The 21,124-nt window shown below is 64.1% G+C and carries 17 protein-coding genes; 4 read left to right on the top strand and 13 right to left on the bottom strand.

From position 1 onward, the window contains the following. Positions 1–749 precede the first annotated feature (749 nt). Together DYI37_RS05335 and DYI37_RS05330 are read right to left on the bottom strand one after the other, a co-directional pair. Positions 750–2,114 carry a PleD family two-component system response regulator gene (locus tag DYI37_RS05335; RefSeq protein WP_116682160.1) on the bottom strand — a complete coding sequence of 455 codons (1,365 nt, stop codon included), beginning with the start codon at positions 2,112–2,114 and terminating at the stop codon, positions 750–752. A 9-nt stretch (positions 2,115–2,123) separates the two neighbouring features. Then, positions 2,124–2,495, bottom strand: a complete 372-nt coding sequence (locus DYI37_RS05330; protein WP_116682159.1) for a response regulator — start codon at positions 2,493–2,495, stop codon at positions 2,124–2,126. A 123-nt stretch (positions 2,496–2,618) separates the two neighbouring features. On the opposite strand from DYI37_RS05330, the gene DYI37_RS05325 reads away from it, so the two are divergent. The 3 genes from DYI37_RS05325 to DYI37_RS05315 are packed head-to-tail and all read left to right on the top strand — an operon-like array spanning position 2,619 to position 4,908. Continuing rightward, the gene (locus tag DYI37_RS05325) at positions 2,619–2,921 is read left to right on the top strand and encodes a DUF3572 domain-containing protein (protein WP_116682158.1); all 303 of its coding nucleotides are present in this window, start codon (positions 2,619–2,621) and stop codon (positions 2,919–2,921) included. Further along, a complete protein-coding gene (locus DYI37_RS05320) occupies positions 2,918–3,601 on the top strand; it encodes a hypothetical protein (RefSeq protein WP_116682157.1) in 684 nt (227 codons plus the stop codon). Before DYI37_RS05325 ends, DYI37_RS05320 begins: the two co-directional genes overlap by 4 nt. Before the next feature lie 2 nt (positions 3,602–3,603). Beyond that, positions 3,604–4,908, top strand: coding sequence for a DNA polymerase IV (locus DYI37_RS05315; protein ID WP_116682156.1), 1,305 nt, complete (start codon positions 3,604–3,606; stop codon positions 4,906–4,908). 6 nt (positions 4,909–4,914) lie between these two features. Here the strand turns inward: DYI37_RS05315 and dnaE are convergent, their stop codons facing one another. Continuing rightward, a complete protein-coding gene (gene dnaE / locus DYI37_RS05310) occupies positions 4,915–8,379 on the bottom strand; it encodes a DNA polymerase III subunit alpha (protein ID WP_116682155.1) in 3,465 nt (1,154 codons plus the stop codon). 179 nt (positions 8,380–8,558) lie between these two features. On the opposite strand from dnaE, the gene DYI37_RS19755 reads away from it, so the two are divergent. Continuing rightward, on the top strand, positions 8,559–8,741 hold the full coding sequence (locus DYI37_RS19755; protein ID WP_147307884.1) for a hypothetical protein: 183 nt from the start codon (positions 8,559–8,561) through the stop codon (positions 8,739–8,741). A 256-nt stretch (positions 8,742–8,997) separates the two neighbouring features. Here the strand turns inward: DYI37_RS19755 and DYI37_RS05305 are convergent, their stop codons facing one another. The 10 genes from DYI37_RS05305 to nuoL form a co-directional block, all read right to left on the bottom strand. Continuing rightward, a complete protein-coding gene (locus DYI37_RS05305) occupies positions 8,998–9,681 on the bottom strand; it encodes an ABC transporter ATP-binding protein (RefSeq protein ID WP_116682154.1) in 684 nt (227 codons plus the stop codon). Beyond that, positions 9,678–10,991, bottom strand: a complete 1,314-nt coding sequence (locus DYI37_RS05300) for a lipoprotein-releasing ABC transporter permease subunit (protein WP_199520081.1) — start codon at positions 10,989–10,991, stop codon at positions 9,678–9,680. Before DYI37_RS05300 ends, DYI37_RS05305 begins: the two co-directional genes overlap by 4 nt. Beyond that, positions 10,988–12,310 (bottom strand): proline--tRNA ligase, encoded by a 1,323-nt coding sequence (gene proS, locus DYI37_RS05295; protein ID WP_116682413.1) that lies wholly within the window; start codon positions 12,308–12,310, stop codon positions 10,988–10,990. The genes DYI37_RS05300 and proS overlap by 4 nt, the downstream gene beginning before the upstream one ends. Before the next feature lie 496 nt (positions 12,311–12,806). Continuing rightward, a complete protein-coding gene (locus tag DYI37_RS05290; protein ID WP_116682152.1) occupies positions 12,807–13,067 on the bottom strand; it encodes a DUF1467 family protein in 261 nt (86 codons plus the stop codon). Positions 13,068–13,199: 132 nt separating this feature from the next. Further along, positions 13,200–13,604: a methylmalonyl-CoA epimerase gene (gene mce / locus DYI37_RS05285; RefSeq protein WP_116682151.1), complete on the bottom strand. Its 405-nt coding sequence runs from the start codon at positions 13,602–13,604 to the stop codon at positions 13,200–13,202. Positions 13,605–13,609: 5 nt separating this feature from the next. Further along, positions 13,610–15,220, bottom strand: a complete 1,611-nt coding sequence (locus DYI37_RS05280) for a ribonuclease J (protein WP_116682412.1) — start codon at positions 15,218–15,220, stop codon at positions 13,610–13,612. A 168-nt stretch (positions 15,221–15,388) separates the two neighbouring features. Further along, positions 15,389–16,147, bottom strand: a complete 759-nt coding sequence (locus DYI37_RS05275) for a biotin--[acetyl-CoA-carboxylase] ligase (protein ID WP_116682150.1) — start codon at positions 16,145–16,147, stop codon at positions 15,389–15,391. 3 nt (positions 16,148–16,150) lie between these two features. Next, positions 16,151–17,593, bottom strand: coding sequence for an NADH-quinone oxidoreductase subunit NuoN (gene nuoN, locus DYI37_RS05270; RefSeq protein ID WP_116682149.1), 1,443 nt, complete (start codon positions 17,591–17,593; stop codon positions 16,151–16,153). Between the two features lie 18 nt (positions 17,594–17,611). Beyond that, positions 17,612–19,123 (bottom strand): NADH-quinone oxidoreductase subunit M, encoded by a 1,512-nt coding sequence (locus tag DYI37_RS05265; RefSeq protein ID WP_116682148.1) that lies wholly within the window; start codon positions 19,121–19,123, stop codon positions 17,612–17,614. After that, positions 19,123–21,120, bottom strand: a complete 1,998-nt coding sequence (gene nuoL / locus DYI37_RS05260; RefSeq protein ID WP_116682147.1) for an NADH-quinone oxidoreductase subunit L — start codon at positions 21,118–21,120, stop codon at positions 19,123–19,125. The genes DYI37_RS05265 and nuoL overlap by 1 nt, the downstream gene beginning before the upstream one ends. Positions 21,121–21,124: the final 4 nt, after the last annotated feature.

Genomic DNA, 21,124 nt, shown 5'->3' with positions numbered 1-21,124 from the left:
GGCACCGGGGCTTCGCCGGCGTCAGTCAGAGAGCAGTCTGCGACAAGGGCCTGCGATCGGCGCGGGCGTACAGGAAAGCCGGGCGCGGAAACGCTGTCAGCATCGAACTCAGGATGTCGGAGAAATCGGCGTTCCGGAAGAAAGTGGCCGGCCAGCTGGTTCACGGCACGAGGACACCGTATTGAACCAGACTGGCCGACCGCCCCACGGGACCCAGGAGATGCGGCGGACCTGAGCATTCCATGGGGTATCTCGCACATTCGAAGCGGCTGTCCTTGCCTGCATGCGAATGCCAGAACCCATGAGCAGAACGTGACGGAAACACGCCGATTTTGCAACGAGATTCGACAAAAGCGACCGATTCCCGTCATACGTGGTTAACCCCATCATAGGCCTCTTCACGAAGCGGTAACAGCCCCGACGCTCCGTAGGTCGAAGAGGCGCGAAATCGCATGGTGGCCAAGCGCCGTTCGGGCATCCACGGGCGCCGAGTGCCAGCCCGTCATGACACGCCATCCCCACTTGCCCGGCACCATGCCGACGGCTCCGGGAAGCGGACCTGGCAGAACGGATGGGAGATGCCTGCGCGAACGCCCCGCACATCGATCCTTCGCAAATGATCGTCGAAGATCATCGCAGACGAAGGAGACGGCGGTGGGGTTGCCAGGGGACCGACCTCGCCCGCCAAAGAGGACGGGGCCGCGATTCCAGGAGAGCCCGGATGCGCCCCGCGCCCTCCCCCGCACAGGTCAGGCGGCGACCGCGATCCGGTTCCGGCCTTCGTGCTTCGCCTTGTAGAGCGCCTCGTCGGCTGCCCGAAGCAAGCCTGTCGCGTCGGATCCGTTGGCCGGATAGATCGCGACACCGGCACTAACGGTCAGGTTCACGTCGACGCCGTCGGACATCGAGAACGGGCGCGCTTCGACCGCGAGGCGGAAGCGCTCGGCCATGGTTCTGGCCATTCTGTCATCCGCATTCTGCAGGAGGACCGCGAACTCCTCCCCGCCCATTCGGCAGGACAGATCGCTTGCGCGTACGCTTGCCTCAAGACGCCGGGCAAATTCCCTCAGCACCTGGTCGCCGTGATCGTGGCCATAGCGATCGTTGATCGACTTGAAGTGGTCGATATCGGCGACGAGAATTGCGAACGGCGTGTCCCGCTCCTTCGCGGTCTCGATGGCACGGGCCATATGCGCGTCGAAGAAGCGGCGATTGTAGAGCCCCGTCAGGGGATCAATCACCGCCATTTCGAGGGTGCGCTCCACCGTCATGCGCAGCGCTTCGCCATACCGGTATCGGGCGAGCTGGGTGCGCGTTCGTGCCGCAAGCTCGTTCGCATCGACCGGCCGCTGCACGTAGTCGTGGGCACCGAGTTCCAGCGCCTTGGCCGCGGACTGGTCGTCGTCGGCATCGGTCACGACGATGATCGGCATCGCCCGCGAGTTCTGCTCCGCCCGGCAGCGGGCGAGGAAACGCATGTAATCGGGCCCCGCGCCGCCGGACAGATCGATGAGGCCGAGGGTCGCCCATCCCGCCTGGATCGTGTCGAACGCCTGCGCCCGGTCCGCGAAGGACCGCACGGTTCCCACCTTTTCCAGAATCGAGGCGAGACGGCCATTGGACCGTTCGTCGTGACCGAGAACCAGGATGTTCGGCACGCTCGAGGCGGCATCGGCCGCAGGATCGCTCGCGGTCATGAGATCGCTGGCGGTCTCGGCGCGCAGCCGCAATTCGTCGGTAACCTGCTTCAGCCGGGTGAGGCTTTTCACGCGCGCAAGCAGCGGCAGATCGCGGACCGGCTTGATAAGGAAGTCGTCGGCGCCTGCCTCCAGTCCCATCACGCGGTCGGACGGCTGGTCGAGCGCCGTCACGAGGACGACGGGCAGATGGAGGGTCGCCGGATCCGACTTGAGGGTGCGGCAGAGTTCGAAGCCGTCCATCCCGGGCATCATCACGTCGCTGACGACGAGATCGAGCGGTTCGGAGCGGCAGATCTGGAGTGCCTCGGCGCCGCTCTGCGCGGTGACGACATCGAAATATTCCGCCGAAAGCCTCGCTTCCAGCAGCCGGACATTCACCGGGTTGTCGTCGACGATCAGAACGCGTCCGCTCATTATGATTCCTTATCCCTCGCCAAGAAACGATTTGATCGTCTCTATGAACTTGGGGACAGAGATGGGCTTGGAGATATAGGCCTCACAGCCGCCCTCGCGAATCCGCTCTTCGTCACCCTTCATGGCGAAGGCAGTAACCGCTATGACCGGAATCCGTTGCAATTGCGCGTCCGCTTTCAGCTGTCGTGTGACATCGAGGCCCGAAATTTCGGGCAGCTGGATATCCATCAGTATCAGATCGGGCATGTGTTCTCGGGCGAGATCCACCGCATTGAGCCCGCTTTGGGTGCGAACCGTCAGATATCCGTAAGCTTCGATCAGATCGCGAAAAAGTTTCATGTTGAGTTCGTTGTCCTCAACGATCATCACGGTTTTCGCCATCGGTGCGTCTCCTGCTCGACCCGGGGCCGAATGTTCGGTATCGGGTTAATCCAATAGGCGCATTTCGTTGAAGAAGTGGGAATCTGGAGCCTTCTTCGCATCACGATTGACGGAAGGTAAAGAATGGCGGGTTCGAAAGAGGGCACGACCGGCGATCCGGAAGCCATCGCGGTCGAGGCTCTCGGCTTCATCGCAGGTGACCAGCGCCTTTTCGAGCGATTCTGCGGGCTTACCGGACTTTCGGCAGGCGAGATGCGGGCGGCGGCGGCCGAACCCGGCTTCCTTTCCGGCGTCCTCGAATTCGTGACGGCGCACGAGGCGACGCTGATGGCCTTCTGCGAGGCGAGCGGCCATGCGCCGCAGCGCGTCGTGGACGCCGGCAGCGCCCTTGCCGGCGGGCGCGGACGGGAATGGGACAGCCTATGAGCCACAGGACACGCGGCACGGCCATCGACGCCATCGAGAAGCGGCACGAGGCCCTGCTGATTCTCGACGTGGACGAGGTGGTTCTCGAATTCATCGCCCCGTTCCAGACGCTTCTCGGCGAGCATGGCGCGGCTCTGCGCTTCGACAGCTACAAGCTGACGGGAAACGCCATGCGCGTTTCCAGTGGCATCGCCCTTTCCGGCGGCGAGCTGGAGACGATCATGCTTCAGCTCTATGCCGAGCAGGCGAAACGCCAATTGCCGGTGAACGGCGTGAGGGAGGCACTGGACGAACTGGGGCAGCACGCCGACATCGTCTTTCTCACCGCGATGGACCCCGACTACCACGACACCCGGCGTGCGGTCCTCGATGCGGCGGGCCTCAGCTATCCGATGATCGCCACGGAGCGGGCGAAGGGCGGCGTCGTCGCGGAACTTCAGGCACGCTGGAGCGGCCCGATCGTCTTCGTCGACGATCTGCCCCCCAATCTCCAGACGGTCCGGCGCAGCGCCCCCACCGTGCATCTCGTCCACCTCATGGCCCATGACGGCTTCCGCCCCCATCTGCCGGCCCTGCCGAGCGGAACCCTGTCGGCGCGCGACTGGCCCCATGCGCGGAACCTCATCGGCTCGATCCTGCGCGACGGCAGCGACGCCGACGGCCTCGGGCCGACGGGCTGACCATGGCCGCGTCGGCAGCGGGTTTCAGTGTCTGCCGGGACTGCCATGCGACGGGCCGGCTCGAGGCGCGCCGGTGCACTGCCTGCGGCAGTCCGCGCCTTGCCGCTCACCCGGAACTCGGCAGCCTTCCCATCGCCCATCTCGACTGCGATGCCTTCTATGCCAGCATCGAGAAGCGGGACGATCCGAGCCTTCGCGACAAGCCGGTGATCGTCGGAGGCGGCACGCGCGGCGTCGTGACGACATGCTGCTACATCGCCCGCATCCGGGGCGTTCGCTCGGCCATGCCGATGTTCAAAGCCCTGAAGCTCTGCCCGGAGGCCGTCATCGTCAAACCGCGCATGGAAAAATATGCGGGCGTCGGCCGCGAGATCCGCCAGATGATGCGCGATCTCACGCCCCTCGTCGAACCGCTCTCGATCGACGAAGCCTTCATGGATCTCTCCGGCACCGAACTTTTGCACGGCGAGCCGTCCGCCGTCACGCTCGTCAAGCTTGCGGCACGGATCGAGGCCGAGATCGGCGTCAGCGTCTCGATCGGCCTGTCGCACAACAAGTTTCTCGCCAAGATGGCCTCGGATCTGGAAAAGCCGCGCGGCTTCTCCGTGATCGGGCGGTCCGAGACCCGCGACTTCCTGCGCGTCCGGCCGATCGGCGCGATCTGGGGCGTGGGCGAAGCGATGGCCGCGAAACTCACGGCGGACGGTCTCACCTCGATCGGACAGCTGCAGGAGATGGACGAAGGCGAGTTGATGCGCCGCTACGGCGCCATGGGGATGCGCCTGTCGCGCCTCTCGCGCGGGATCGACACGCGAACGGTCGAGCCGCGGGGCGAGGCGAAGAGCATTTCCGCCGAGACGACCTTCGATACCGACCTCTACCGGATGGACGATCTCGTGCCGGTTCTGCGGCGTCTCAGCGAGAAGGTTTCCGCACGCCTCAAGGCGACCGATCTTGCGGCCACCGGCGTGACGCTGAAGCTGAAGACGGCCGATTTCAAGCTGCGCACCCGCCAGCGCAAGCTTCAGGATCCGACGCGGCTCGCCGACCGCATCTTTTCGGCCGGACGTTCGCTGCTCGGACACGAACTCGACGGCACCCGATTTCGCCTGATCGGGATTGGCTGTTCGGGCTTTGCGCCCGAGAGCCTCGCCGACCCCGAGGATCTCGTCGATCCGGCCTTCGCCAAACGCAAGAAGGCGGAAGCCGCGCTCGACGCGCTTCGCGGCCGCTTCGGACAGAAGGCGATCGAGACCGGCTACACCTATGGGGCGCCGCCGACCCGGTCCGAGCCGCGCCGCAGCTGAGAAGCGTCAGACCAGTTCCACATCCACCACGCCCTGCGCGGCCTTGATGGCGCTCGCGATCTGGGGCGAGACCCGGTACTTGTCGGCAAGCCGGATCTCCACCTCCCGACCCCCGTCGTCCCTGAGGAGGACGATCGAGACCTCGCTGTCGCCATTGGCTTTCAGATGGTCCTGGAAGGAGGCGATCGGGGCTTCGTCGCGAAGGAAGATGCGCAGCGCCTTCTGCATGCGCACCGCCTCGTCCTCGAGCGACTGGACGTTGCTGACCCGGAACGAGACGCCCTCGGGCCGCTCTTCGGCCTGGGCGGTGACGATGACCGAGGCCCCGGGCTCCAGAGCATCGCGGAAGGCGTAAAGCGTTTCGGAGAAGAGAACCACCTCGTACTGGGCGGTCGCATCCGACATCTGGATGATGCCGATCTTTCCGCCGGTCCGCGTCTTGCGCTCCTGCCGGCTGGTGACGGTGCCGGCGAGACGCACCGCGCTCGCCCCTCGCTTGACCGCGGCCACCGCATCCGAATGGGACTGGACGCGCAACCGCTTGAGGGCCGCCTTGTATTCATCGAGCGGATGGGCCGACAGGTGGAAGCCGATCGCCTGGAATTCGCGCATCAGCTTTTCGGAGGATGTCCAGAGCGGGCCCGCGGTCAGGCGCAGGGGTTCGGGCTCGCTCGACAGGGATCCGAAGATGTCGGCCTGACCCGAGGTGCGGCTGTCGGCGATCCGGGCCGCATAGCCCATCATCTTCTCGACATTGCCCATCAGGAGCGCCCGCTCCTGGCCGAAGCAGTCGAAGGCGCCGGCCGCGATCAGGAATTCGAAGGTGCGCTTGTTGATGATTTTCGGATCGATCCGCCCGCAGAAGTCCTCGAGCGATGCGAAGGGCTTTTCGCCGCGCTTTGCCACGATGTGATCCACCGCATGCTCGCCGACCCCCTTGATGGCGGAAAGAGCGTAGAAGATGCGCTTCTCGCCCACCTCGAACTTGCGGAAGGAGGTCTGCACCGAAGGCGGGACGACCTCGATGCCGAGCCGGCGGGCATCGAGCCGGTATTCGTTGAGCTTCTCGGTGTTGCCGCCGTCGAGGGTCATGGAGGCGGCGAGGAACTCGGTCGGATAGTTCGCCTTCAGATAGGCCGTCTGATAGGCGACGAGAGCGTAGGCCGCCGCGTGGGACTTGTTGAAGCCGTAATTGGCGAACTTGGCGAGCAGATCGAAGATCATGTCCGCCTGCTTCTTGTCGACGCCCCGCTCCACCGCGCCGTCGACGAAGCGGACGCGCTGCTTGTCCATCTCCGCGCGGATCTTCTTGCCCATGGCTCGGCGCAGCATGTCGGCCTCGCCGAGCGAATAGCCCGAGAGGACCTGCGCGATCTGCATCACCTGTTCCTGGTAGATGATGACGCCTTGCGTCTCCTTCAGGATCGGGGCGATCTTGTCGTGGATGAAGTCCGGCTCCTCCTCCCCGTGCTTGCGGGCGTTGTAGGTGGGGATGTTCTCCATCGGGCCGGGCCGATAGAGCGCCACGAGCGCGATGATGTCCTCGAAGACGTCGGGCCGCATGCCGATCAGCGCCTTGCGCATGCCGACCGATTCCAGCTGGAACACGCCGACGGTCTCGCCGCGCGTCAGCATCTCGTAGCTCGCCTTGTCGTCGAGCGGGATGGCGGCGAGGTCGATCTCCTCCCCCGTCCGCTTCTTCACGAACTCGACGGCGGTCTGGAGCGTCGTCAGGGTCTTCAGTCCGAGAAAGTCGAACTTCACGAGCCCGGCCGGCTCCACCCATTTCATGTTGAACTGGGTGACCGGCATGTCCGAGCGCGGATCGCGATACATCGGCACGAGCTTCTGAAGCGGCCGGTCGCCGATAACGATGCCCGCCGCATGCGTCGAGGCGTGGCGGTAGAGCCCTTCCAGCTTCAGGGCCATGGAGATCAGCCGGTCGACGATCTCCTCCTTCTCGCGCGCCTCCTTGAGGCGCGGCTCCTCCTCCAGCGCCTGGGCGAGCGTCACCGGATTGGCGGGATTGGCCGGCACGAGCTTGCACAGCTTGTCGACATGGCCGTAGGACATTTCGAGGACGCGGCCCACATCGCGCAGCACGGCCCGCGCCTGCAGCGTTCCGAAGGTGATGATCTGGCCCACCTGCTCGCGGCCGTACTTGCCCTGGACGTAGCGGATCACCTCCTCGCGCCGATCCTGGCAGAAGTCGATGTCGAAGTCCGGCATCGAGACGCGCTCGGGATTGAGGAAGCGCTCGAAGAGAAGCGAGAAACGCAAGGGATCGAGATCGGTGATGGTCAGCGCGTAGGCGACCAGCGAACCTGCGCCCGATCCACGGCCGGGACCCACCGGAATGCCCTGGTCCTTCGCCCATTTGATGAAGTCGGCGACGATCAGGAAGTAGCCGGGAAACTCCATCTTCTCGATGATCGTCAGCTCGAAATCGAGGCGCGCGCGATAATCCTCCTCGGTGTGCCCGCTCGCGATCCCGTGCTTGGCGATCCGCGCCTCGAGCCCCTCGAAGGCCTGGCGGCGCAGTTCGGCCGCCTCTTCCCTCAAGGCCTCGGCGGGATCCGCGTCAGCCCCGGCAAACCGCGGCAGGATCGGATTGCGCACCTTCGGCCGGAAGCTGCATCGCCGCGCGATCTCGACCGTGTTGTCGAGGGCCTCGGGCAGATCGGCGAAGAGTTCCGCCATCTCCCCTTGCGTCTTCAGACAATGGTCGCGCGAGAGGCGGCGCCGGTCCTCGTGGCTGACGAGACGGTTGGAAGCCACGGCGAGAAGCGCGTCATGGGCGTCGAAATCGTCCGGGCAGTAGAAATAGGGCTCGTTCGTCGCGACGATCGGCAGGTCGAACGCATAGGCGAGTTCCAGCGTCTCGGCCTCGATCCGCCGGCTGTAGCCGCTCTGGCGTTGAAGCTCGACATAGAGCCGGTCGCCGTAGATCTGCTTGAGATAGTCGAGGCGCGCCTCGGCGATCGGCTTGCGATCGGCGCCGAGCGCGATGCCGAGGGGGCCGTTCGGACCGCCTGTCAGAACGATGACGCCCTCGGCGAATTCGCCGAGCCAGGACGACTTCACATGCGGGCGGGAGTTCTCCTCATGGCCGAGATAGGCCTTGGAGACGATCTCCACGAGATTGGCATAGCCGACCTGCGATCCCGCGATGAGGACGAGGGGAGCGGGAGAGAGCGAGGCGCGCTCGCGATCGTTCTCGCCATCGGCGAAATCCACGTCGAGCTGACAGCCGATGATCGGCTGAAGCCCGCTCTTCGAGGCCTTTTCGGAAAATTCGAGGGCACCGAACAGGTTGTTGGTATCGGCGATGCCGACGGCCGGCGCCTCGTCGGCCAAAGCGAACTTGATGATCTGGTCGAGCTTCAGCGCCCCTTCGAGCAGCGAGAAGGCACTGTGGCTGCGCAGATGGATGAAGCGTGGGCCCGTCTTCGCGTCCGCCGTGATCGTCATGGTCGTTCACCTTCGTTCGCCTGCCATGGGCGGACCCTGCGGTCCGCTCACCCTCCCGGCCCATTCTAGACCGCGAGCCTCGGCCCGGCATACCGCGCCCATGTCTTGCTCCACAGTTTCCGGGCAGCTTCGAGCCCCGCTGCAGGACGACGGCGGTCCGGGATCACAAGCTATGCACGATGACCATCAGGGAAAAGACGAAGCCCGAAACGACCACCAGTGACGCGATATCCCTGCCCAGATCCAACATGACGTCTTTCCCGTTCTTCGTTTTCGATGGGAACATCATGTTCCTGTTTTGTTCTCTTGTCAACACGCCGATCGCAAGCGGTCGCTCGCCCAGCGGAACGGGCGATCCGTGACAGCGACAGAATAGCGGCGATGCAGCCCTGCGGCCGCGGCAACCTCGCGGTCGGCGCTTCGGGATTTCGGGATTTCGGGAGAAAAAGAGAGATGGCGTCGGGAAGACGCATGACCGGTCGAGCCGGTGGCGGAACCGTATCGGCACCATCTCGCACGCCGACGCGCTGGCCTGCGGCAGGCGCACCCTGCCCGCCGACAAGAGCGTACGAGGTGCGCCGGCGTTGGATCGTATGGCGGCGTTCCGGGGCGCCGGCCTCAGCGGAGCTTCGGTACGATCTTGCCGTCGGCGAGGGTCACCGTGCGATCCATGCGAGCGGCGAGATCGTGATTATGGGTCGCGATCAGTGCGGCAAGGCGCGATTCGCGCACCAGGGTCGTCAGGGAATCGAAGACGTGATCGGAGGTCGACGGATCGAGATTGCCCGTCGGCTCGTCGGCGAGGAGAAGCTGGGGCTCGTTCGCGACGGCCCGCGCGATGGCGACGCGCTGCTGCTCGCCGCCCGAAAGCTCGGCCGGGCGATGATCGGCTCGACCGGCGATGCGCATATGGTCGAGGAGGACGCGGGCCCGCTTGGCGGCATCCCCGCGCGAGCGCCCGAGAATGAGCTGCGGGATCATCACGTTCTCCAACGCCGAGAGCTCGGGCAGAAGATGATGGAACTGATAGACGAAGCCGATCGCCTGGCGGCGCATGGCGGTTCGCCCCTTGTCGTCGAGGCGAGAGCACTGGCGCTCGCCGACGACGACCTCGCCGCTCGTCGGCTTTTCCAGAAGCCCGGCGATCTGCAGGAGCGTCGACTTGCCCGAACCGGAGGGCGCGACGAGCGCGACCATCTCGCCCGCCGCGATGGTCATGTCGGCCCCGTCGAGGATGACGAGTTCGTTTTCGCCTTGGACGAAACGTCGCCCGATGGCCTTCAATTCCAGTGCGGGGGTCATTCGTATCTCAAGGCCTCGACCGGATCGAGCCGCGAGGCCTGCCAGGACGGGAGGATGGTGGCGAGGAAGGACAGACCCACGGCCATCGCGACGACGAGAACGACTTCCGAAAACTGGATCTCCGCCGGAAGCTCGCTCAGGAAGTAGATCTCCGAATTGAAGATATCGACGCCGGAGAGCCAGGAGAAGAAGCCCCGGATGCTCTCGATATTGAGGCAGAACAGGAGGCCGAGGACGAAGCCGGCGATCGTGCCGGAGACACCGATCGAAGCGCCTGTGATGAAGAAGATGCGCATGATCGAGCCGCGCGTCGCCCCCATGGTGCGCAGGATCGCGATATCGCGGCCCTTGCCTTTCACCAGCATGAAGAGGCCCGAGACGATGTTGAGCGCGGCGACGAGCACAATCAGCGTGAGGATGATGAACATCACGTTGCGCTCCACCTGGAGCGCGGAGAAGAAGGACTGGTTCTGGCTCTGCCAGGTGACCGAATAGACCGGCCGTTCGGCCGCGGCTTCGATGGCCGGCTGCAGGCGGGCAACATCGTCGGGATTGTCCACGAAGACTTCCACGGACTGGGCCTGCCCTTCCGAATTGAAGAAGAGCTGCGCTTCAGACAGCGGCATGTAGATGAAGCCTGCATCGTATTCCGACAGGCCGATCTCGAAGATCGCCTCGACCGGATAGGCCTTGACGCGGGGGGTCGTTCCGAGCGGCGTCACGTCGCCATCGGGCGAGATCAGCGTGATGTTGTCTCCGATGCGCAGGCCGAGACGCTCGGCCAGACGCGCGCCGATCGCGACGCCCCCGGCGCTGTCGAAATTTTCGAGCGTGCCCTGCTGCACATTGCTCGCCACCGGCGCGAGCTTTTCGAGTGCCGCCTGCGGCACACCCTTCACGAGCGCGCCCGTCGAGGCGGTGCCCATGCCCTGGGCGAGGATCTGTCCCTGGACGAGAGGCATCGAGAATTCGACGCCCGGCACCTGATCGATGCGGTTTGCGACCGCGTCGTAATCGGTGAGCGGCTGATCGATCGGCATGACGATCACATGGCCGTTGACGCCGAGAATGCGGGTCAGAAGCTCGGTCCGGAACCCGTTCATCACCGACATCACGATGATGAGGGCCGCAACGCCGAGCATGATGCCGACGAAGGAGAAGCCCGCGATGACTGAGACGCCGGCCTCGCGCTTGCGCGAGCGCAGATAGCGCCCCGCCAGCAGCCATTCGAAGCGCGAGAACGGCGAGGCGCCGGTCTTCGGCAGCCTTCCGGTCGGCTTCACGCCTCGATCGGCACCTGCAGCACTCACGTCATGATCCTGGCGATGACATTGTCCATGGGTACGGTGTCGCGCGCGCCGCTTGCGCGATCCTTGACTTCGGCCTCGCCGGCCTTGGCGCCGCGCGGCCCGACGATGACCTGGGTGGGCAGGCCGATGAGATCCATGGTCGCGAACTTCGATCCCGCGCGCCCCTCCTCGTCGTCGTAGAGGACGTCGAGGCCAGCGGCCGTCATCTCGCCATAGAGCTTCTCGCAGGCCGCATCGCAATCGGCGTCGCCGGGCTTCATGTTGACGAGCCCGACGTCGAACGGCGCGATCGAGCGCGGCCAGACGATCCCGGCATCGTCGTGGAAGGCCTCGATAGCGGCGGCCACGAGACGGCTCGGACCGATGCCGTAGGAACCCATATGGACCGGCATCTCCTTGCCGTCCGGACCGGTGACGACGGCGTTCATCGCCTCGGAATATTTCGTTCCGAAATAGAAGATGTGGCCGACTTCGATGCCGCGCGCGTTGAGCTTCTGCGATTCGTCGATCGCGTTCCAGGCGCTTTCGTCGTGCATCTCGTCGGTCGCGGCGTAAGGCGTCGTCCAGTCCTTCACGATCGAGGAGAGGCGTGCGGCGTCGTCGAAATCCATGGCTTCCGACGGGATCGCCATGTCGAGATAATCGCGATGGCAGAATACCTCGCTCTCCCCGGTGGAGGCGAGAATGATGAATTCATGGCTGAGATTGCCGCCGATCGGGCCGGTATCGGCGCGCATCGGGATCGCCTGCAGGCCGCAGCGATGGAAGGTGCGCAGATAGGCGACGAACATGCGGTGATAGGCGATCTGGGCCGCATCGAAGTCGACGTCGAAGGAATAGGCGTCCTTCATCAGGAATTCGCGCGAACGCATGACGCCGAAGCGCGGGCGCACCTCGTCGCGAAACTTCCACTGGATGTGATAGAGGTTGAGCGGAAGGCTGCGATAGGAGCGGACATAGCTGCGGAAGATGTCCGTCACCATCTCCTCATTGGTGGGACCGTAGAGAAGGTCGCGCTTGTGCCGGTCGGTGATGCGCAGCATCTCCTCGCCGTAAGCATCGTAACGTCCCGATTCCCGCCACAGATCGGCGGACTGGATGGTCGGCATCAGGATCTCGTTGGCGCCTGCGCGGTTCTGCTCTTCCCGGATAATCGCGCAGACCTTGTCCAGCACCTTCTTGCCCAGCGGCAGGAAACTGTAGAGGCCGGCGGCCTGCTGGCGGATCATGCCGGAGCGCAGCATCAGCTGATGCGAGATGATCTCCGCCTCGCGCGGCGTTTCCTTCAGGATGGGCAGAAAATATCGCGACAAGCGCATGGGAAGAACCGTCGAACTGGCGTGAAGAAGCACCGGATGCAAGCCGGCGAAGCGTGGCAGGGTTTAACCCCTCGCCGATGGAATGGAAAGCGGCATTTCCGGGGCGTTTCCGAGCCCTTCCCGGGAGCTGAGAGATATCGAGGCGCAGCCGGCGATCCCCAGACCGCATCGTTTTTCAGCACTGTATAGAGATGCGCAAAGAGAGTGCAGCGAAAGATTCCGGATGACAAGCATTGTCAACTTGCGTATAGACACATCGTTGTCACGGTTCCGTCAGAAGAACCAGGTTTTGCGGTCTAGTCTTGGGAGGACGTGATTTCTGGGCGCGTGAGATTCGCTGCCCGCCGGACATGGTAATTGGAAATCCAGACACGCGATTTTTTCAGATGCAGGGCCTCGGCCTTGCATCTTTTTTTTGATCTTCTTCTTCATACGGACCAGATGAGCGGGACGCCGGCACAGCGCAATGCCCCATGTTTCGGCAGCCGGCGAAGGATCAGCTTGGAACGAACTGCGGGAAGTCCGAGAAGCTGAATCCGAGAACTTCCGTGACGAGATAGAAGGCGCCGAAGACGAGCACCGAGATGACCGTGGTGATCATCGCCTTCTTCATCATTCTGGGATTGCTCGGCGTTTCTTCCTGGGTCCCGAGAAGCTGTTCCTCACCCTCGGGGATCTGGTTGCCGAATGGCAGGACCGCGAAGAGGACGGTCCACCAGATGATGAAGAAGATCGCCAGTCCCGAAACCCAACCCATCCCTCTTCTCCCTTCGCCTGTCTGTCGATCTTGCTCCAAGGCCCGATCGCATCGCGTCGTGCCTGCGTGCTAACCCGCGCCGCGAGAACTTCGTCGATCGCGGAACCCGGCGAGGTCTCACCGGTGAGCGGATCAGACCTCTTCGAGCTCCGTCAGCGTTCCGAAGAGATCGCCCGGATGGATGAAGAGGACCGGCCTGCCATGGGCGCCGATCTTCGGTTCCCCGTCGCCGAGGATGCGCGCGCCGCTTTCAACGAGCCGATCGCGGGCCGCGCGGATATCCGCGACCTCGTAGCAGACGTGATGCATGCCGCCTTTGGGGTTCTTGGCGAGGAAGGCCGCGATGGGCGAGGCCTCGCCGAGAGGCTCCAGGAGTTCGATCTTGGTATTGCCGAGTTCGACGAACACGACGCGGACGCCATGCTCCGGCAAAGCCTGTGCCTCGGAGACCGACGCCCCCAGCATTTCGCGGTAATGCTCGCTCGCCGCCCCGAGATCGGGAACGGCGAGCGCCACATGGTTCAGGCGTCCGAGCATGGCGGTCAGTCCATCGTGATGAAGACGGTGGTCAGCGGCTTCTTTCCCCAGATCTCCTGGGCGGCATTGCGAACCGCACGGCGTACCGCTTCGCGCACGAGAGCCGGGTCCTTCCGTCGACCGTTCGGAATGCTTTCGACCGCACCCGCCGCCGCATCGACCAGCAGATCCTCGAGGTCCTCACCGGTCTCGTCCTCGATCGGAAGTCCGATCGAGACGAGATCCGGATCGTCCTTCAGATTGCGCTTGGCATCGAGTTCGATCAGCACCGAGACCTGGCCGACGAAGGAGAGACGGCGCCGCTCCAGAATGCCCATGTCCTCGGCCGTACCGATGAGATGACCGTCCTTGTAGAGGCGCCCGAACGGGACCTCGTCGATGACGGCACCGGAACCCGGATAGAGCTGGATCATCTGGCCGTTGCGGGCCTCGACGACGTTCTTCGTGCCGAGATCGCGGGCAAGCTGGGCATGGGCTGCAAGATGAGCAGGCTCGCCATGGGCCGGGATGGCCGTCTGCGGGCGCGTCCACTCGTACATCTTACGAAGCTCGTTGCGGCGCGGATGGCCCGAGACGTGGACGAGCGCCTCGGAGTCTTCGAGAATGCGGACGCCGCGCTCCAGAAAGGCGTTCTTGATCTCGATGATGGGCTTCTCGTTGCCCGGAATGGCGCGGGAGGAGAAGATGACGAGATCATCCTTGGACAGGGCGACGGTCGGGTGCTCGTCGCGCGACAGGCGGGCGAGCGCCGCCCTCGCCTCGCCCTGGCTTCCCGTGAGGATGATGACGACCTTGTCCTTCGGCACGTAGCCGAAATCCTGCTCGGACAGGAAATCCGGCAGATCGCTCATATAGCCGAGTTCGCGTGCCACATCGACGGTGCGGCGCATGGACCGGCCCATCAGCAGTACCTGCCGTCCGGCATCGGTCGCAGCCTTCGCCACGGAGCGGATGCGGCCGACATTGGAGGAGAAGGTGGTGACCGCGACGCGGGCGGGCGCTGCGGTGATGATCTTCGTCAGCGAGGCGGCGACCTCGGTCTCGCTCGGCGAATCGCCCTCGCGCATCGCGTTGGTCGAGTCGCAGATCAGGGTCATGACGCCTTCATCGCCGATCTCGCGCAGCCGCGCCTCGTCCGTCGGCAGGCCCAGCACCGGCGTCGGGTCGATCTTCCAGTCGCCCGTATGGATCACCGTGCCCGCCTCGGTGCGGATCGCGAGCGCCACGGGATCGGGGATCGAATGGGTGACGTTGATCGCCTCGATCTCGAAGGGCCCGACCTTGAAACGGTCGCCGGCCTTGAAGACCTCCACCGGGATCTTCGGCGCGCCGGGTTCGCTCGCGCGCTTCGCCGCGAGGAGACCGGCGGAAAACTCGGTCGCGTAGACCGTCGCCTTGAGGCGCGGCCACAGATCGAGGAGCGCGCCGTAATGGTCCTCGTGGGCATGCGTGATGATGATGCCCTTGAGGGACTTCACGTGCTCTTCGATGAAGCGGATATCGGGGAAGACCAGGTCGACGCCCGGCATGTCCGGCCCGGCGAACGAGATGCCGCAATCGACCACGATCCATTCGCGGTCGTGTTCGGGGCCATAGCCGTAGAGGGCGAGGTTCATTCCGATCTCGCCGATGCCGCCGAGCGGCACGAATACCAGTTGTGTCAAATCGTCATTCTTTCATGCGTTTTGCGCGACGCGCGCGGGGCGCATCGGGCGGTTTCGTTCGGTCATGTTCATTCGGTGTCGCGCCACGGATCGTCCCGCGTCGCGAAGCGCTACGACCCGTCAGGGAGCGCTCGATGAGAAAAAGATGTCACCTGCAGATATAGGGATGATGCGCCCGTCTGCGAGTGCCAGAAGAAGGCGTCCGTCGGCATCGATCGCCTCGAAGCGCCCTTCGAGCGTCCGGTCGGTGAGGCGCGCGGTACAAGGGCCGCCGATGCCCACGGCATGGCTCAGCCAGTCGCGACGGATCTCGCCGAAATTGGCGCCGCGATCGAAGCGCTTCAACTGGCACTGCCATTCGAGCGCCAGCGCCTCGAAGACGTCCTGCGTCCCCGAGCGATAGCCTTCGGCACGGAGCGAGGTGACCGGATAAGGCGCATCCTCGGGGTGGTGATCCACATTGATCCCGCATCCGAGAACGAGCACCGTATGCCCGGTGGTCAGCCGGCTCGTTTCGAGGAGAATACCGACGATCTTCTTGCCGTCGACGAGGATGTCGTTCGGCCATTTCGTCTGGACGCGCGCCCCGGGCTCCACGAAACGCTCGATCGCGTTTCGAACGGCGAGCGCGGCGACGAAGGGCAGCTTGGCCAGCTCATGCGCCGGGGTGACGTCAATCCCCATCCAGCTCGCGAAGAGATTGCCGGCTTCCGACGACCAGCGCCGCCCCATCCGCCCCCGCCCCTCGATCTGGCGCTCGGCGGTGACCCAAAGGTCACCCGCATCTCCGGACCGCGCCGCTTCGAGAGCGATCGTGTTGGTCGAGGAGACGTCGCCGAAAGCCAGCCGTCTGTAGGTCGGAGCGGACGCGGCGGCCATTCCTCAGAAGAAGGACTGGGCCGCGGCACTCGCCGCCGCAAAGACCGGACCGCCCACGAACAGGTAGACCGGGAAAACGAACAGGCCGGCCACCCAAAGGACGACGCGAAGCTCGATCGGCGCGGGCAGGAAGGGCTTGGCCTGATCGTCGAACCACATCAGCTTGACGATCCGCAGGTAGTAGTAGAGCGCGACGACGCTCGCGAGAACGCCGATGACGGCGAGCGCGAACAGGCCGGACTCCACGGCCGCCATGAAGACGAAGTACTTGGCGAAAAATCCGGCGAGCGGCGGCAGGCCGGCAAGCGAGAGCATCATGATCGTGAGGAACGTCGCCATCACCGGATTGGTGCGCGACAGGCCCGAGAGATCCTCGATCTGATCGACCGGACCATCCTCCCGGCGCATCGACAGGATCACGGCGAAAGTGCCGAGGGTCGTCGCGAGATAGATCGCCATGTAGAGCGCGACGCCCCGTACGCCTTCCACATTCGCGGCCGCAAGACCGACGAGTGCGTAGCCCATGTGGCCGATCGACGAATAGGCCATGAGGCGCTTGATGCTCTTCTGGCCGATCGCGGCGAAGGCGCCGAACGCCATCGAGGCGATCGAGATGAAGACGATGACCTGCTGCCAGTCGATGGCGACCGGCTGGAAGCCTTCCATCGCAAAACGCACGATGAGAGCCATCGCCGCCACCTTCGGCGCGCCAGCGAGAAGCGCGGTGATGGGCGTCGGGGCACCTTCGTAGACGTCGGGCGTCCACATGTGGAACGGGACCGCCGAGATCTTGAAGGCGAGTCCGGCGAGGACGAAGACGAGACCCACGATAAGGCCGAGGGACCGCTCGCCCTCCGCAAGGCTCGCGGCAATGGCGGTCAGCTCGATCTGCCCGGTGAAACCGTAGACCATCGAGGCGCCGTAAAGCAGCATGCCAGACGAAAGAGCGCCAAGGACAAAATATTTGAGGCCCGCTTCGGTCGAGCGCACGCTGTCCCGGTTGATCGCGGCAAGGACGTAGATCGCAAGCGACTGCAGTTCGAGGCCGAGATAGAGGGTGATCAGGTCACCGGCCGAGACCATCACCATCATGCCGAGCGTCGACAGGACGATGAGCACCGGGAACTCGAACCGGTTGAACCGCTCGCTCTCCGCATAGCCCGCCGACATGACGACCGCGGCCGCCGATCCGATCAGAACGAGCACCTTCATGAAGCTCGCGAAGCTGTCGGAAAGGATCGATCCGCCGAAGGCGACCCCCTGCGGCGCGATGAAGACGAGCCAGAGCAGGGCGATGATCAGCAGCGCGACGGCGAGCGAGGTCACGAGTTGCGCGCTCTTCTCGCCCTTGAAGACGCCGATCATCAGCAGAACCATCGCGCCGACGGCGAGGATGAGTTCAGGCCCGACGATCCACAGGCTGCTGGAGAGCATGTCCGAAACCATGTGCTAGCGGTCCCTGCTTCAGTTGGCTTCAGCGACGGAGGACGAGGCAGCCTCGAGTCCGGCGTTGTAGGTATTGAGAAGATGATCGACGGAGGCGGCCGTCACATCGAAGACAGGCATCGGATAGACGCCGAAGAAGATGACGAGAACGATCAGCGGATAGAGCATCGCCTTCTCGCGCCGCGACAGATCGAGGATCGAACGCAGGCTCTCCTTTTCGAGCGCGCCGAAGACGACGCGGCGATAGAGCCATAGCGCATAGGCCGCCGAGAGGATGACGCCGGTCGCCGCGAAGATCGCGACCCAGGAGTTCACCTGGAACACGCCCATCATCGTCAGGAACTCGCCGACGAAGCCGGACGTGCCGGGAAGGCCGACATTCGCCATGGTGAAGATCAGCATGGCGACGGCGTATTTCGGCATCCTGTTCACGAGGCCGCCATAGGCCGCGATCTCGCGGGTATGCATGCGGTCGTAGACGACGCCGACGCACAGGAAGAGCGCGCCGGAAATGAGGCCGTGAGACAGCATCTGGAAGATCGCGCCCTGAACGCCCTGGGCGTTGGCCGCGAAGATGCCCATGGTCACGAAGCCCATATGGGCGACCGACGAATAGGCGATCAGCTTCTTGATGTCCTCCTGCATGAGCGCGACCAGCGAGGTGTAGATGATCGCGATCACGGACAGCGTATAGACCAGCGGCGCGAAATCGGCCGAGGCGATCGGGAACATCGGCAGCGAGAAGCGCAGGAAGCCGTAGCCGCCGAGCTTCAGGAGGATTCCCGCCAGGATGACGGAGCCCGCCGTCGGCGCCTCCACGTGCGCGTCGGGCAGCCAGGTGTGGACCGGCCACATCGGCATCTTCACGGCGAAGGACGCGAAGAAGGCGAACCAGAGCCAGGGCTGCATCGAGGCCGGGAAATCGTGGGCGAGAAGCTCGGGGATCGATGTGGTCCCGGCGTTCCAATACATCGCCATCATGGCGACGAGCATCAGGACGGAGCCGAGGAAGGTGTAGAGGAAGAACTTGTAGCTCGCATAGATGCGGCGCTTACCGCCCCACACGCCGATGATGAGGAACATCGGGATGAGGCCGCCCTCGAAGAAGATGTAGAAGAGGATCAGGTCGAGCGCGCAAAACACGCCGATGACCAGCGTCTCCAACACCAGGAAGGCGATCATGTATTCCTTCACACGGCTCTTCACGCTCTCGAAGCTGGCGAGAACGCAAAGCGGCATGAGGAAGGTCGTCAGGATGACGAACAGCATGGAAATGCCGTCGACACCCATATGATAGGTGATGCCGGTGCCCAGCCATTCGGCCTGCTCGACGAACTGGAACCCGGTGGTCTCGTAGTCAAACTCGCCCCAGATCCAGAGCGAGACGACGAAGGTGAAGACCGTCGTCATCAGCGCGACATTGCGGATGTTGCGCCGTGCGAGTTCGTTGTCGTCCTGGATGAAGAGGATCAGCAGCGCGCCGACGAGCGGCAGGAACGTGACGGTCGAGAGAATCGGCCAGTCGGTCATCAGGAGATTCCCCCGATCATCATCCAGGTAACGAGCGCTGCGACACCGATCAGCATCGCGAAGGCGTAGTGATAGAGGTAGCCCGTCTGCAGCCGAACCACGCGGTTCGTCACGTCAAGGACGCGGGCCGAGACGCCATCGGGACCGAGCCCGTCGATGATGCGTCCGTCACCGGTCTTCCACAGCGTGCGGCCGAGAGCCTTGGCCGGGCGCACGAAGAGGAAGTCGTAGAGCTCGTCGAAGTACCACTTGTTCAGGAAGAACTTGTAGAGGCCGCGATGGGTCTCGCTGAGCTGCTTCGGCTTGGCCGGGTTCACGATATAGAGCCAGTAGGCGATCACGAAGCCGAGGGCCATCATGATGGTCGGGATGATCGCGATGCCGAACGCCACCTCGTGCAGATCGTGCAGGATGTGATTGTCCGGGCCCATGTAGAGCGCCGCCTGCCAGAAGTGTTCGTAGCCCTCGCCGACGAAGCTGTGCTCGAACATCATGCCGGCGAAGAGGGCGCCGATCGACAGGATGAAGAGCGGAACCAGCATCACCATCGGCGACTCATGCACGTGATGCATCACGTCCGCCGAAGCGCGCGGCTTGCCATGGAAGGTCATGAAGATCAGGCGCCAGGAGTAGAAGCTCGTCAGGAGCGCCGCGATCACCGTCAGGCCCCAGCCGTAGCCGGCGAAAGCGTTGTGCCCGACGAATGCGGCCTCGATGACGGCGTCCTTCGAGAAGTAGCCGGCGGTGAACGGGAAACCGGTCAGCGCAAGGGTGCCGATGACCATGGTCCAGTAGGTGACCGGGATGTGCTTGCGCAGCCCGCCCATGCGCCGCATGTCCTGCTCGTCGGACACCGAATGGATGACGGAGCCCGCGCACAGGAACAGGAGCGCCTTGAAGAAGGCATGGGTGAAGAGGTGAAAGATCGCGACCGAGTAGGCGCCGACGCCGATCGCGACGAACATGTAGCCGAGCTGCGAGCAGGTCGAATAGGCGATCACGCGCTTGATGTCGTTCTGCACGAGACCGATGGTCGCCGCGAAGAAGGCGGTCGTCGCCCCGATGAAGGTGATGAAGGTGAGCGCGGTGTGGCTGAGCTCGAAGATCGGCGACATGCGCGCGACCATGAAGACGCCGGCGGTGACCATGGTCGCCGCGTGGATCAGCGCCGAGACCGGCGTCGGGCCTTCCATGGCGTCCGGAAGCCAGGTGTGCAGGCCGATCTGGGCCGACTTGCCCATAGCGCCGACGAAGAGGAGCAGGCAGACGACGGTGAGCGCGCTGCCCATGGTCAGCGAATAGCCCGCAAAGCTGAGGACGACATCGCCGGCGGAGGCCGCGCCGTGGGCGGCAGCCTCGCCCGCTTCGCCGCCCATCTGAGCGGCGATATCGGCGGCACCCGCGAAGATCGTGTCGAGATTGACCGAGCCGAACAGCACGAAGACGCCGAAGATGCCGAGAAGGAAGCCGAAATCGCCCACGCGGTTGACGACGAACGCCTTCATGGCGGCCGCGTTCGCGGACGGCTTCTTGTACCAGAATCCGATGAGCAGATAGGAGGCGAGACCGACGCCCTCCCAGCCAAAGAACATCTGGATGAGATTGTCGGCCGTCACCAGCATGAGCATGGCGAAGGTGAAGAGGGAGAGATAGGCGAAGAAGCGCGGGCGATGCGGATCGTGATGCATGTAGCCCATGGAATAGATGTGAACGAGGGCCGAGACCGTGTTCACGACGACCAGCATCACGAGGGTCAGCCGGTCGATCTTGAGCGCCCAGGAGACGTCGAAGTCGCCGGACTGCATCCAGTGCAGGAGGGTGATCGGAGCCATCGGCTCGGCCGCGTCGAAGCTGAGAAAGCCGATCCACGACAGGAGCGCGGCCACGACGAGGAAGCTCGACGTGACATATTCCGACGCCTTCGCGCCGATCATATTGCCGCCGAGGCCGGCGATCAGGAAGCCGGCCAGCGGGAGGAGGACGATGATCTGATACACGGGT

The sequence above is a fragment of the Fulvimarina endophytica genome (assembly GCF_003403015.1).
GTDB classification, from domain to species: Bacteria; Pseudomonadota; Alphaproteobacteria; order Rhizobiales; family Rhizobiaceae; genus Fulvimarina; species Fulvimarina endophytica.
Note: the sequence above shows the minus strand (reverse complement) of the source record. Positions and strands in the feature narration are given on the sequence as shown.